The organism is Streptomyces sp. NPDC051976 (assembly GCF_040680795.1).
Taxonomy (GTDB): Bacteria; Actinomycetota; Actinomycetes; order Streptomycetales; family Streptomycetaceae; genus Actinacidiphila.
Map to the genome: position 1 here is coordinate 77,599 of NZ_JBFAXL010000002.1, position 13,846 is coordinate 91,444.

General features: G+C 73.3%; 12 protein-coding genes. 9 read left to right on the forward strand and 3 right to left on the reverse strand.

Going from position 1 to position 13,846, the window contains the following annotated elements; all coding sequences use genetic code 11:
• Positions 1-99 precede the first annotated feature (99 nt).
• Both AB0M29_RS02690 and AB0M29_RS02695 read right to left on the reverse strand, forming a co-directional pair.
• Entirely contained in the window at positions 100-321 is a 222-nt protein-coding gene (locus tag AB0M29_RS02690; protein WP_365377869.1) for a hypothetical protein, read from the reverse strand.
• 183 nt (positions 322-504) lie between these two features.
• Entirely contained in the window at positions 505-1,194 is a 690-nt protein-coding gene (locus AB0M29_RS02695; RefSeq protein ID WP_365377871.1) for a bifunctional DNA primase/polymerase, read from the reverse strand.
• Positions 1,195-1,965: 771 nt separating this feature from the next.
• Between AB0M29_RS02695 and AB0M29_RS02700 the strand changes: the two genes are divergently transcribed.
• Both AB0M29_RS02700 and AB0M29_RS02705 read left to right on the forward strand, forming a co-directional pair.
• Positions 1,966-3,591 carry a PP2C family protein-serine/threonine phosphatase gene (locus tag AB0M29_RS02700; protein ID WP_365377873.1) on the forward strand — a complete coding sequence of 542 codons (1,626 nt, stop codon included), beginning with the start codon at positions 1,966-1,968 and terminating at the stop codon, positions 3,589-3,591.
• A gap of 137 nt (positions 3,592-3,728) precedes the next feature.
• Positions 3,729-5,189, forward strand: a complete 1,461-nt coding sequence (locus tag AB0M29_RS02705; RefSeq protein ID WP_365378565.1) for an aminopeptidase P family protein — start codon at positions 3,729-3,731, stop codon at positions 5,187-5,189.
• A gap of 23 nt (positions 5,190-5,212) precedes the next feature.
• On the opposite strand, the gene AB0M29_RS02710 is transcribed toward AB0M29_RS02705, so the two are convergent.
• Positions 5,213-5,656, reverse strand: coding sequence for an ATP-binding protein (locus tag AB0M29_RS02710; protein ID WP_365377876.1), 444 nt, complete (start codon positions 5,654-5,656; stop codon positions 5,213-5,215).
• A 205-nt stretch (positions 5,657-5,861) separates the two neighbouring features.
• Here AB0M29_RS02710 and AB0M29_RS02715 point away from each other — a divergent pair, with 205 nt between their 5' ends.
• From AB0M29_RS02715 to pheA, 7 genes are all read left to right on the forward strand, one after another.
• Positions 5,862-6,743: a hypothetical protein gene (locus tag AB0M29_RS02715; RefSeq protein WP_365377879.1), complete on the forward strand. Its 882-nt coding sequence runs from the start codon at positions 5,862-5,864 to the stop codon at positions 6,741-6,743.
• Positions 6,744-6,871: 128 nt separating this feature from the next.
• A complete protein-coding gene (locus AB0M29_RS02720) occupies positions 6,872-7,621 on the forward strand; it encodes a YcnI family protein (RefSeq protein ID WP_365377881.1) in 750 nt (249 codons plus the stop codon).
• A gap of 146 nt (positions 7,622-7,767) precedes the next feature.
• Positions 7,768-8,487, forward strand: a complete 720-nt coding sequence (locus AB0M29_RS02725; RefSeq protein ID WP_365377883.1) for an SCO family protein — start codon at positions 7,768-7,770, stop codon at positions 8,485-8,487.
• A complete protein-coding gene (locus AB0M29_RS02730; RefSeq protein WP_365377885.1) occupies positions 8,484-8,993 on the forward strand; it encodes a copper chaperone PCu(A)C in 510 nt (169 codons plus the stop codon). Before AB0M29_RS02725 ends, AB0M29_RS02730 begins: the two co-directional genes overlap by 4 nt.
• Before the next feature lie 7 nt (positions 8,994-9,000).
• Positions 9,001-11,079: a copper resistance protein CopC gene (locus AB0M29_RS02735; protein WP_365377888.1), complete on the forward strand. Its 2,079-nt coding sequence runs from the start codon at positions 9,001-9,003 to the stop codon at positions 11,077-11,079.
• Between the two features lie 80 nt (positions 11,080-11,159).
• On the forward strand, positions 11,160-12,428 hold the full coding sequence (efeB, locus tag AB0M29_RS02740) for an iron uptake transporter deferrochelatase/peroxidase subunit (RefSeq protein WP_365378568.1): 1,269 nt from the start codon (positions 11,160-11,162) through the stop codon (positions 12,426-12,428).
• A 91-nt stretch (positions 12,429-12,519) separates the two neighbouring features.
• Positions 12,520-13,449, forward strand: a complete 930-nt coding sequence (pheA, locus tag AB0M29_RS02745) for a prephenate dehydratase (protein WP_365377891.1) — start codon at positions 12,520-12,522, stop codon at positions 13,447-13,449.
• Positions 13,450-13,846 lie beyond the last annotated feature (397 nt).

Here is a 13,846-nt window from a genome sequence, read left to right on the forward strand (position 1 = left end):
TGTTACCGTTTGGACAGCCCGGTCGCTGGTGCATCCCCCGTCGCCAGCGACCGGGCGTTTCCATGCCCGGACGCGGCAGGGCCGCGAGGCCGGAGGGCCTCAGCTGGCGCCGTCGGAGCGCGGCAGCGCGGTGAGCGGGCCGTAGCCGTTGGCGGAGGTCGTGCGGGCGTGCGGCGGGCGCTGGGCCGCACGCTGGCCGGAGTGGTTGGGAGCCGCGTGGTCGTGCGGGCCGTTGGTGGCCGCGGCCAGCGGCAGGACCACGGCGAGGGCGGCGACACTCGCGAGGGCGACCATCCGCAGACCCGAAGCCTGCTCATCCATCGAACGGTCGTGTGGGCTGGCAGGTTGCTGTGACACCACGGACTCACCTGACCTCGACGGTTGCGGTCCGTTCGAAATCTAGCGGGCCGACCCAGGCAACCGGGTCCGCCGAGCGCCGTTCAGAGGACGCCGTCGGCGTCCGCTACCCGAACGGGTGACCCGGCGGCCCGGACCACGCAGGCCTCAGAACGTCAGCCGGTCGCTGTCCGGCGCGGTACGGCCCGCGCGGACCAGGGCGTCCACCAGGTCGGCGATCTGCGGGAGCCAGGGCGCGCTCGCACCCGGCTCGACGACCGGCGGCCGCACCCAGCGCAGCTGCCCCGCGCTGCTGCTCGACGGCGGCAGCGCCACATATCCGCCGTCACCGTGGTAGCGCAGCGACGTCGGCACCCAGTCCTGGCTGTCCAGGAGTTCGCCCAGTTCGGCGAGCGAGTAGGGCGCCACGAGGATCACGTACCGGGTGGGCGTGGCGAGCACCGGGCCGAGGCGTACGCCCAGCCGCTCGATCGCGTCCAGCGCCCGCGCGCCCGCCACCGCGGGCAGGCTCGCGGCCGACACCCGGTCGCCGGTGGCCAGGACGACCGGCGCGTCCGGCCTGCGGGTCCACCACCAGCGCACCATGCGCGGGTCGTGGGTGGCCGCCAGTAGCCCGGGCTCATGCGGATGGGCACCGGGCACCGGGCAGTTGGGCCGCGCGCAGGCGCACGGCTGCGCACCGGCCGCCCGCCAGGTGCCGCCTCGCTTGTCGTATCCGACACCGGGGAGCACGCGCCAACGCCACTGTTCGGCGTACATGAGCGCCGCGTTGAGCAACGCGGTGCGCCCCTTTCGCTGCAGTGAGAGCTTGCGTCGCCTTCCGAGGATCTCGCGCATCAGCGCTCGTTCCTTTCCGTTAACGCCCAGGGATCTGCCCATTACACGTGGAACTGTCGAGCACACCGCTTACGAGGCAGCGCATCACGCCGCCGGCCGAGCGTGGAACGTGGCGATGGGTGGCGTGCGCATGGCGCTTGCTCACCTGCCCCGGTCGTGAACCACTGCTCGTGGATCCCGCCGGGCGCAGCTCCCGTCGCCACTCGGGGTGGGGTCGGCTGTCAACTGCTTACGTACTACGACGCTTGAGCCGGACTACGGGTTCCTACCCATCACCCGTGAAAATGACGCGCTGTTGGCTGGGATCAGTCGACAGCGCGCATGAGACGGGGGTGGCTGTTTCCGGCCAACGTCCGGCCACGGTCCGGACGAGGAGCGATCGTGGTCTGTGACCCCGACACCATTCGTGGTACCAGGACAATCCTGGACATGCCCGTGATGCTGCGTGTAGAAGTGGGTTCCTTGGTAGCGGCGCAGCACGACATGGGGGTTTGCGATGCTATTCATGCAGATGCTCCGCGCATTGCGGACGAAAAGCGTTGATTGCCCCATTCGTCGGCCGCTGGCCGGAAGTCCCCGGCCATGAGCCCCGCCCACGCCAGAAAAGTGGCTGGAACCGAGCCACCTCGTCCCGGCACGGCGCAGAATGCCGCCCCATCGGTCCCTTCGGCGACCACCACAGCCACCACGTCCACCTCCCCCGCCACACCAGCCGCGGCGCACAAACTGCCGGAACGGCCGGAAACCGCAGGTCCGCTTGCGGATGGCGGTATGGACGGCGGTATCGGTACCAGCCACGACACCGGGCTCGACACCACGCCCGGCTCCGGTCACGACGCCGACCACGACGCCACGGCCGTCCGTCACACCCGTCACAGCGGACCCGGCGCCGTCGAGCGCTCCCTCGCCGTACAGGACCGGCTGGCGTCCTGGGTGTGCGACCTCTCCCTGGTGCACGAGCTGACCGAGCGGCTCGCCCGCAGGGCCGACCTCGACGACGCGCTGCACGAGGTGCTGCGGGCCGGGGCGACCCTGCTCGGCGCCCGCCGCGGCCTGATCGCGCTGGAACCGGCCGACGGCCTCGGCCCCGACATCACCGTGGGACTCGGTCTCGGCCACGCCGACCTCGGCACCATCGAGACCGTGCCCCGCCCCGCCGCCCACGCCGCCGGCCGCCCGCGCCCACCCGACCCGGGCGAGGCGACCGGCGACGGCGCCCCCGCGGACCTCCCTGACGGCGCCCCGGCGGCCACCACCGCCGTCGCCCCTGAAGGCACCGACCCGGACACCGTCCCCGACGAACGCCTGCACCCCGACCTCCTGCACGAGCCCGGCCTCGACCCGCGCCACCGCGAGGTCGCCCAGCAGCTCGGCCTCGCCGCCAGCTACTCGCTGCAGCTCGTCACCGGCCTCACGAGCCCCCTCGACGCCACCGCGGCCGACCCGGCCGCCGCCCCGAGTGCGACCCTCACCACACCCGCCGCGGCACTCGCCCACGGCGGCACCGCCCCCCGCCCCACCGGCCGCCTCGGTACCGCCGTCTGGTTCTACGACGAGCCCGCCCAGCCGATCCAGCGCCAGCGCCGCCTGATGGGCCTCTACCTGCGCTTCGCCGCCGAACACCTGGCCCGTGTGCTGGACCTCGTCCGCGCCCGCGAGACCGCCGCCGCACTCGCCGCCGAGCTGCTGCCCGCCCGGCTGCCGCGCGTTCCCGGCGTACGGATGGCCGTACGCCACAGCACGGGGCCGCGCGGCGGCGGCGACTGGTTCGACGCGCTGCCGCTGCCCGAAGGCGCGCTCGGCCTGGCCGTCGGCGGGGTCACCGGAGCCGGGCCCAGCGCGGTCGCCGCCATGGGACGGCTGCGCGCGTCGCTGCGGGCCTACGCGGTGATAGAGGGCGAGGACCCGGTCGCGGTGCTCTCCGACCTCGAACTGCTGATGCGGCTGACCGAGCCCGCCCGGTCCGCGACCGCGCTGTTCACGTACGTGGAGGCGGCGCCCACCGGACGGACCGGCGGGCGCAAGCTGATCCTCGCGGGCGCCGGGCACTGCCCGCCGCTGGTGGTCGGCGACCGCCGCTGCGAGTACGTGGAGACCTCCCTGTCGGCCCCGCTGAACATGCTGAGCTGCTGGGAGGCGCCCAGCGTGGAGCTGCGGGTCCAGCAGGGCGAGAGCCTGCTGCTCTACACCGACGGCCTGCTGCACCGCACCGGGGAACCCGCCGACCGGGCCTTCGCACGGCTGCACACCGCCGCCCAGAGCGCCCCGCGCCCGGTCCGCGAGGACCCCGAGCAGCTCGCCGACCATGTGCTGCACGCCCTGCTGCCCGACGGCCTCGACCGGACGGCCGCCGACAGCGTCGAGGACGTCGTCCTGCTCGCCGTCCACTTCGACTGAGGACCCCCGCACCCGCCGCCCGGCACCCCGCCGGCCGCCCCCGCCCGCACCACCCGCGCGGGGCCCCTTGCCTGCGCACTTACGATGGCCGGAGGTCTATCGCGAGGAGGCAGGACGTGGCCGACGCCCAGGACAAGCTGGTCGACCAGGAGACCCCTGAGACACCCGAGAGCCAGGACGCACCCATCAAGGAGCGGAAGAACCGGCTCTACCCGGCGGTTTCCGACGAGTTGGCGGCCTCGATGAAGTCCGACTGGGCCGACACCGAGCTGTCGGGTCTCGAGCCGATCCCGCAGGCCGGATACGCCGCCGCCCGCCGCGCGGCGCTCTCGGCGCGCTTCCCCGGCGAGCGGATCGTGGTCCCCGCCGGCAATCTGCGCCCCCGGTCCAACGACACCGACTACCCGTTCAGGCCCGCGACCGAGTACGTGCACCTGACCGGCGACCAGACGCAGGACGCCGTCCTCGTACTGGAGCCGACGGCGGAGTCGGGGCACGAGGCGGCGGTGTACCTGCTGCCGCGCTCGGCACGGGACAACGGCGAGTTCTGGCTGGACGGCCAGGGCGAGCTGTGGGTCGGCCGCCGCAACAGCCTGACGGAGGCCGAGACGCTGCTCGGGCTCCCCTGCAAGGACCTCCGCACGGCCGCCGACACCCTGCGCGAGGCGACCGGACCGGTCCGCGTGGTCCGCGGCCACGACGCCGGTATCGAGGCCGCGCTCACCGACAAGGTGACCGCGGAGCGGGACGCCGAGCTGACCGTGTTCCTGTCGGAACTGCGACTGGTCAAGGACGAGTTCGAGATCGCCGAGCTGCAGCAGGCGTGCGACTCGACCACTCGCGGCTTCGAGGACGTCGTCCGCACCTTGGACAAGGCCGAGGCGACCTCCGAGCGCTGGATCGAGGGCACGTTCTTCCTGCGCGCCCGGGTCGAGGGCAACGACGTCGGCTACGGCTCCATCTGCGCCGCGGGCCCGCACGCCACCACCCTGCACTGGGTGCGCAACGACGGCGCGGTCCGCTCCGGCGAACTGCTGCTGCTCGACGCGGGCGTGGAGACCCGGTCCCTCTACACCGCGGACGTCACCCGCACCCTGCCGATCAACGGCCGCTTCACCCCGCTCCAGCGCAAGATCTACGACGCGGTGTACGAGTCGCAGCAGGCGGGTATCGACGCGGTCAAGCCGGGCGCCGCCTACCGCGACTTCCACGAGGCGTCGCAGCGCGTGCTGGCCGAGAAGCTGGTCGAGTGGGGGCTGGTAGAGGGCCCGGCCGAGCGGGTGCTGGAACTGGCCCTGCAGCGCCGCTGGACCCTGCACGGCACCGGCCACATGCTCGGCCTCGACGTGCACGACTGCGCCCACGCGCGGACCGAGTCCTACGTGGACTGCACCCTGGAGCCCGGCATGGTGCTGACCGTGGAGCCCGGACTGTACTTCCAGGCGGACGACCTGTCGGTGCCGGAGGAGTACCGCGGCATCGGCGTCCGGATCGAGGACGACATCCTCGTCACCGCCGACGGCAACCGGAACCTGTCGGCCGCGCTGCCGCGCCGCTCCGACAAGGTCGAGGCGTGGATGGCGGCGCTCAGGGCCTGACCCCTGGGAGTCGACCGGACCGGCTACGACGCTTTCAGCAGAGCGCCGTCACGCCATTTGAGTACCTTGTCGAACGAGACGACCGTGCCGTGGCCCGGCCGGTTCTGGAAGTGGACATGGTCCACGAGGGCTTCGATGAGGATGAGTCCGCGCCCGTGCTCGGACTGCTGACCCCGATGGGTCAGCGGCCGGGCCGGGTGACGGAAGCGGTCGCGGGGGAAACCCGGCCCGGCGTCGGCCACCTCGATCCTGCAGCGGTCACCCTCGATCCTGGCGGTGACGCTGTACTCCGTGGCTGATCCGGCGTGTTCCACGGCGTTCGCGCAAGCCTCGGTGAGCGCCACCGAGAGGTCGAAGGAGATGTCGGGGTCCACCCCGGCGGTCTCCATCGTCCCCAGCAGCAGCCGTCTGGCCAGCGGAACGCTCGCGGCCTCGCGCCGCAAATGGAGAGACCACCAGATGCTCATGCTCCAGCCTCCTGGCTGCGGCTCGACATAAGGTTACGTATTGCCACGAAGGGCGTCCCGTAAGCGTGGTGTTGACGTGATACCGCTCATTCGGCGGATGTGGACCCCCGGCGTACGGGTGTAAGGGGACGACCGGCGCACACCCCCGCGAGCCGGGCACCCGCCTTACCGGCGCCGTGCGCGCGGTGAGAGGATGACCGCCGACATGACTGCCTCCGGGGGCGCCGCCTCCTCCGTGCGCGCGGGCGCCGGAATGCGACTGCTGAGGGCCGCGGTGTTCACCGCGGTCTGCGTCGTGCTGGCCGCGGCAGGCCACACGGCGGCCTCGGGTCGTACGGTCCCGGTGTGGTCACTGGTCTTCGGCTGGCTCGCGGTCTTCGCGGTGGTGGCCCCGCTGGCCGGGCGGGAACGCTCCCTGCCGGGCATCGCCGCCGCCCTGGCCGCCGGACAACTCGCGCTGCACACCGTCTTCGGCGCGGGCCAGGCGTGTGCCACCCTGCCGTCCTCGCCCGGCGCCTCCGGGACCACCGGGACCGGCACAGGCTCCGACTCCCTGATGGCGGTCGCCGCCCGGCTGCTCTGCCACAGCCAGGCGCTGCCCCTCACCCCGGGCAGGGCCGCCTCGATAGTGCGCGGCGCGGGACTCGACCCCGCCGCGCTCAGCACGCACCCGGCCGGGACCGCGGGCATGGACGGCATGCACGGCATGGGCGGCGGCACCACCCCGTGGGGCGGCGTCGCGCACACCCTGAGTGCGCTGCCGCTGTGCTCGTCGCGGATGGTCCTCGCCCACCTGCTCGCCGCCGTGGTGGCGGGCTGGATACTGCGCCGCGGTGAGGCCGCGCTGTGGCGGCTGATACGGCTGTCGGTGCGCGGCGCGGCCGAGTTGGCGGTGCTCTCACCCGCCGTACTGCACCGGGCGCACGCCCTGCTGTCGGCGCTCGCCGCGCAGGCGGCCGGGACGGCGGCCGCACGGCTGCGGACCCGCTGCACCTCAGGGGCGACGGCGGCCAGGCACCGTACGGTGTGGCTGCTGCGGCACGCGATGGCCAGGCGCGGCCCGCCGATGGCCTTCGGCGCGGCCTGACGCGACGCCTCGTTCTCCGCACGTGCCACGCTCCCGACGGGAGCGGCGGCCGGGGATGAGCCGACGGCGCGCGGGCCCGCCCGTACGCGTCCACGCCCACCTCACTTCCTCTGTGGAGAACCCCTGCCATGAGCAGCTCACGTATCCGCGGCCGCGCCGCGACCGTCGCCGCGTTCGCCGGAGCCACCGTCCTGCTGGCGGCCGTGCCCGCCTTCGCCCATGTCACCGTGCAGCCCGCCAGCGCCGCCAAGGGCAGCTACAGCACCGTCGCCTTCAAGGTCCCCAACGAGCAGGACAGCGCGTCCACGATCAAGATCGAGGTCAATCTGCCCGCCGACCACCCGATCGCGTCGGTCTCCCTCCAGCCCGTCCCCGGCTGGACCGCGAAGGTCACCACGGCGAAGCTCACCACGCCGCTGAAGACGGACGACGGCACGGTCAACGAGGCGGTCACGAAGATCGTCTGGTCGGGCGGGAAGATCGCCCCGGGGCAGTTCCAGCAGTTCCCCGTCTCGCTCGGCCCGCTGCCCGACAACGCCGACTCGCTGGTGTTCAAGACGCTGCAGACATACGACAACGGCCAGGTCGTCCGCTGGATCGAGGTGCCGCAGGCGGGCGCCGCGGAGCCGGAGAACCCGGCGCCCAAGCTGACGCTGACGGCCGCCTCGTCCAGCGGCGGCTCGACCACCCCGGGCACGGCGGCTCCCGGTTCCGCGGCCGACACCAAGGCGTCGGGGAAGCAGGACACCGCGTCCGGTGACAGCGGCGGCGGCAGTGACGACACCGCCCGGGTGCTGGGCGTCGTCGGCATCCTCGTGGGCGCGGTAGGTGTCGCGTTCGGCGTGTTCGCCGGGCGCCGCCGCACCCCGTCCGCCTGATCCGGCTTCAGGTCCGACGTCAGGTCGGGCTTCAGGTCCGGGATCAGGTCCGGGGCCCGACCCCTGACCCGTCCCGCCGGGCGGCCGACCGCGTCACCGCGCGCGGCCGCCCGGCACACCGACACCGCACTCTGGGGACCACTGTCATGCGTACCACCCGCACCACCCGCACCACCTCCGCCTCCCGCACGCGCCGTACCGCCTTCAGGACCGGGTCGGTCGCGCTCGCCGCGGCGGGCGCCCTCGCGCTGACCGGCTGCGGCTCGTCCAGCGGCTCGTCCGGCAACGCCGGCAGCGGCGCCGACGCCGATGTGGCGGCCGTGTCCAACGGCACGCAGAAGGCCGGCACGCTGCTCGACACGCCGTTCACCAAGCCCGCCCTCGTGCTCACCGACAACCACGGCAAGCCGTTCGACCTGGTGAAGCAGACCGCGGGCCACCCCACGCTGATCTTCTTCGGCTACACGCACTGCCCCGACGTCTGCCCCACCACCATGAGCGACCTGGCGCTGGCCAAGGCCAAGCTGTCCCAGGCCGACCAGGCCGCGCTGCGGATCGTCTTCGTCAGCACCGACCCCGACCGCGACACTCCCGCCCGGCTCACCCAGTGGCTGGGCGCGATGGACAAGTCGTTCATCGGGCTGACCGGCAAGTTCGAGACCATCCAGAACGCCGCGCGCTCGCTCGGCATCGGGATCGACAAGCCGGTCAAGGAGAAGGACGGCAGCATCACCGTCACCCACGGCGCCGAGGTCCTGGCGTTCTGGCCCAAGGACGACAAGGGGCACGTGCTCTACATGTCGGGCACCACCGCCGAGCAGTACGCGGCGGACCTGCCCAAGATCATCAGGAGCGAGGCCCCGTGACCCGGCGCCGCAAGCTCACCGGCGCCGTCGTCGGGGCGGTCGCGGGCGGCGCGGCCGTCGCGGTCGCCGCGGTGGTGGGGCTCGGCAGCGCGTCCTCCTCGGCCGCCGGGTCGGGGTCGGGCGGCGGGTCGCCCGCGCGGCTCGCGGTGTCCGACGGCTACATACCGCAGCCGCTGCTCACCGACATGGCCGCCGCGTACCTCACGGTCCGCAACACCGGTGGCGGCGCCGCGGAACTGACGTCGGTGACCACGCCGCTGGCCGCGCACGTCACCCTGCACACCACCGTCGGCACCACCATGCGCCAGGTCATGTCGCTGCCCGTCCCGGCCGGGGGCAGCCTCGCGCTCGGCCTGGGCGCCGACCATCTGATGCTGGAGAACCTCACCCGCAGACCCGCCGTGGGTGACAAGGTGACGCTCACTCTCCACTTCACCCACGCCACACCTGCCACGGTGACGGTCACCGTGCCCGTGCGCCCGACGACATACCGACCCGGGGGCTGATGCACCGATGAACACACGGTCGTACGTACCCACTCCCCGCGCTCCGCGGGGCGCCGTCCGGCGGCTCGCCGCGCTGGCGGTCGCCCTCGGCGCGCTGGCCGCCCTGGTGCTGGGCACCGCCACGCCCGCGTCCGCGCACGCCGCGCTGATCCGTACCGACCCCGTAGGGGGCTCGGTGGTGCAGACGGCGCCGCAGCGGGTGCTGCTCACCTTCTCCGAAGGGGTGCTGCTCTCCGCCGACTCGCTGCGGGTGCTCGACCCGCGCGGCGCCGATGTGGCCAGTGACCAGGCGCAGCACGCCAGTGGCCAGGACTCCGGCTCCACGGCCACCGTCACGCTGCGCCCGGGGCTGGGGAACGGCACGTACACCGTGGCCTGGAAGGCGGTGTCGCAGGACAGCCACCCGGTCGCCGGGGCGTTCACCTTCTCGGTGGGCGCGCCCTCGAAGACGACCGTCGACCTGTCGAGCGAGGCCGCCGTCGGCGGCGGAGTGGCGGGCACGCTCTACGGCGTCGCCCGCTACTTCGCCTACGCCGGGTTCGCGCTGCTGATCGGCAGCTGCGTCTTCCTGTCCGTGTGCTGGCCGCGCGGCGCCCTGCTGCGCCCCATGCAGCGGCTGGCCGCCGGAGGCTGGGCCACCCTGGTCGGCTCCACCATCGCGCTGCTGATGCTGCGCGGCCCGTACGTCAACGGCAGCGGCCTCGGCGACGCCTTCGACCTGGGCGTCATGCGGTCGATGCTGGAGACCAGACCGGGCGCCGCACTGCTGTCCCGGCTGCTGCTGCTCGCCGCGGCGGCCGTCTTCCTCGCCGTGCTCTTCGGCAGCTACGCCAAACGCGAGGACCCGGCCGAACGCGCCGACCTCGCCTGGGGACTCGGCATCGGCGGCACCGTCGTGGCCACCGGTATCGCCGCCACCTGGGCGATGGCCGAGCACGCCTCCGTCGGCATCCAGCACCAGCTCGCGATGCCGCTCGACGTGGTCCACCTGCTGTCCATGGCGGTCTGGCTCGGCGGTCTGATCACCCTGCTCACCGCGCTCAGCACACCCTCCACCGCGGGTGCGGTCGAGCCCTTCGCCGTACGCCGCTTCTCCGCCATCGCGCTGACCGCCGTCACCACCCTGATCTGCACGGGCACCTACCAGGCGTGGCGCCAGGTGGGCACCTGGCACGCCTTCACCGACACCCACTACGGGCGGCTGCTGCTGATCAAGATCGGCCTGGTGTGCACCCTGGTGTGCGTGGCGTGGTTCTCGCGGCGCTGGACCCGGGAGCTGGGGACGGTGCCCGCGGCCAGGGCCGAGGCCAAGGACACCGCGAGGGACACGGCGAAGGACACCGCGAAGGCCGAGGCGAGGACCCAGGTGAAGGCTGCCGCGGCGGCAAAGGGCGGCCCGAGATCCGGCACCAAGGGTGCGGAGAAGGCCGGTGCGGGGCCGGCGGCGAAATCCGGCACCAAGGGTGCGGCGAACGGGGCGCCGGACGACCTCGACCCCGGACGCGCCGCGCAGTTGCGGCGGCAGCAGGCCGCCAGGAGCGCCGCGGAGGCGAAGAAGCAGCGCGACGCGGATCCCGGGCGCAACAGGCTGCGCCGCTCGGTGCTCGCCGAGGTGGGTGTGGCGGTGGTCCTGCTGACCGTCACCACCATGCTCACCGGCACCCAGCCGGGGCGGGCCGCCGAGGAGCAGAAGGGACTGGCCGACGCGCCCGCCGCGTCCACGCCGGGCGGCACCGACTCGGTCGACAACGGCGTCACCATCCCGTACGACACCGGTGGCCAGAACGGCAAGGGCAGCGCCGCCTTCTCGATGGACCCGGGCCGCACCGGCACGCCCAACGTGGTGCACGTGATCCTCACCGGGCCCACGGGCGTCGCGGTCGAGGTGCCCGAGGTGCGCCTGGCGTTCACCCTTCCCGCCAAGAAGCTCGGGCCGATCCAGGTGCCGCTGAAGCGGTTCGTCGCCGGGCACTGGATCGCCCAGAACGTCCAGCTCCCGCTGCCGGGCACCTGGCAGATCTCCCTGACCGTACGCACCTCCGACATCGACGAGGTGACGCTGACGAGGAACGTGCAGGTGCCGTGAGCAGCCGCAGCGACAGGACAGAGACCACCACGGCGGGCGGCGCGGAAGGCGGCGCCATAGGTGACGCCGAACGGGACGCCATGGGTGACGCCGAAACGGACGCCGGGAGCGGCGCCCCCGGGGCCTTCTCCCGGCGGCGGCTGCTGTCCACCGCGGGCGCCGCCGGGGCCGCGGGGCTGGTCGTCGGCGGTGCGGCGGGGGCGGGTGGCGCCCTGGCGGCGCGCGACGCACCCGTGGCGCTGACCACCGTGGGCTCGTCGCGTGTCCCGTTCGAGGGCAGGCACCAAGCGGGGATCGTCGAACCGGCGCAGGCGCGCGGCCATCTCGTCGCCTTCGACCTGGCGCCCGGCGCCGACCGCAGGACGGCCGCCGCGCTGCTGCGCCGCTGGTCGGACGCGGCCCGCGCGATGACAGGCACGGGTTCGCCCACCACGCCGGCGGCTTACGACGACCAGGTCGCGGACGACGCGGGGCCCTCCTCCCTCACCGTCACCTTCGGCTTCGGCCGCACCTTCTTCAGCCGCACAGGACTGACCGCCCACCTGCCCGAGGCGCTCGCGCCGCTGCCCGACTTCCCCGCCGACCACCTCGACACCCGGCGCAGCAACGGCGATCTGTGGGTGCAGATCGGCGCCGACGACGCCCTGGTGGCCTTCCACGCGCTGCGGGTGATCCAGAAGGCGGCCGGGAGCGCGGCTGCCGTCCGCTGGCAGATGAACGGCTTCAACCGCACCCCTGGCGCCACCGCGCGGCCGATGACCGGGCGCAATCTGATGGGCCAGATCGACGGCACCAACAACCCCAAGCCGTCGGAGCCGGACTTCGCGCGGAAGGTCTTCGTGCCGTCCGCGGGGACGCCGCAATGGATGGCGGGCGGGTCGTACGCCGTCGTGCGGCGGATCCGGATGCTGCTGGACTCCTGGGACCGGCTGTCCGTGGCCCGCCAGGAGAAGGTGATCGGCCGCCGCAAGTCCGACGGGGCGCCGCTGTCCGGCGGCACCGAGACCACCCCGGTCGACCTGGGAAAGATCGGCCCCGACGGCGCGCTCGCCATCGCGGGCGACGCACACGTACGGGTGGCGGCCGCGGCCTCCAACGGCGGCGCGGCCATGCTGCGGCGGGCGTTCTCGTACCACGACGGCATCGGCACCGACGGCGCCCCGGACGCCGGGCTGCTCTTCGTCGCCTGGCAGGCCGATCCGCTGCGCGGCTTCGTCCCGGTGCAGCGCAAGCTCGACGGCGCCGACGGCCTCTCCCGCTTCCTGCGGCACGAGGCCAGCGCGCTGTTCGCGGTGCCGGGCGGCTGCGGTCCCGGCGAGTACGTGGGGCAGCGGCTGCTGGAGGGCTGACGGACGGCCGGGGCGGCCGGGCGGGGTCCGGGCGCCGGTGATCCCGGCCAAGAGCGGCCGGGCGGGCGCCGGGGGCCATTAGGCTGAACGCATGTCGTCAGCGAGCCGTTACACCTATCTCGGTCCCGAAGGCACCTTCACGGAGGCCGCGCTGCGCACGCTGCCCGAGGCCGCCACGCGTGAGCTGGTGCCGATGGTGTCGGTGCCCGCGGCGCTGGACGCGGTGCGCAACGGCTCCGCGGGCGGCGCGCTGGTGCCGATCGAGAACTCGGTGGAGGGCGGGATCACCGCCACCCTGGACGAGCTGGCCTTCGGCGAGCCGCTGATGATCTACCGCGAGGTGCTGCTGCCGATCGCGTTCGCGCTGCTGGTGCGCCCCGGCACCGCGCTGGCGGACGTGAAGACGGTCACCGGGCACCCGGCCGCGCAGGTCCAGGTGCGGAACTGGCTGGCCGGGAACCTGCCGGACGCGCTGTGGGAGTCGGCCGCGTCCAACGCCGACGGCGCCCGGCTGGTGCAGGAGGGCCGCTTCGACGGCGCCTTCGCGGGCGAGTTCGCGGCGCCGACGTACGGTCTGGAGGCGCTGGCCACCGACATCCACGACGCGCAGAACGCCACCACCCGCTTCGTCCTGGTCGGGCGGCCGGCCCGGCTGGCGTCGCCGACCGGCGCGGACAAGACGTCGGCGGTGTTCTGGCTGCGCGACGACCACCCCGGCGCGCTGCTCGACCTGCTGCAGGAGTTCGCGATCCGCGGGGTGAACCTGATGCGGATCGAGTCCCGCCCGACCGGGCAGGGCCTGGGCCAGTACTGCTTCTCGGTGGACGCCGAGGGCCACCTCACCGACCGCCGCGTGGGCGAGACGCTGATGGGGCTGCGGCGGCGCTGTCTGAACGTACGGTTCCTCGGGTCCTATCCGCGGGCCGACGAGGTCCCGGCGCGGGTGGCCAGGGGGGCGACGGACGAGGAGTTCACCACCGCGTCCGACTGGCTGAACCGCGCGCTGGACGGCCGGGCCTGAGACTCCCGGAAAGTTATCCACAGGGGTGCGCCGCAGCCTGTGGGTAACTGGGGACAAGTCGACACGGCAATCCGACCTAGTCGACAAATCCGTACACAGGCGCCACCTCCGCCCATGGTGACGCAGCTCACCCCTCGTCACCCCAATTCCCCCCGCCAACTCTCCCGAGGGAACACTTCTCACTCGAAAGTGAGTGTGGGACGGGTTTGGTTGGGGAATCCATAGCCGAGCGCCGACCCCGGAAAACGATCTTCCTCCTTCTCCACAGATCTTCCCCACACCCTGTGGACAAAGAATGGCTATCCCCAGCAGCCTGTGGATAACTTTCCGCCGGGCGGGATACCCGACCGTGATCAACTCCGGTTCTCCACAGGCGGGATGACCCGGGGGAGGGAAG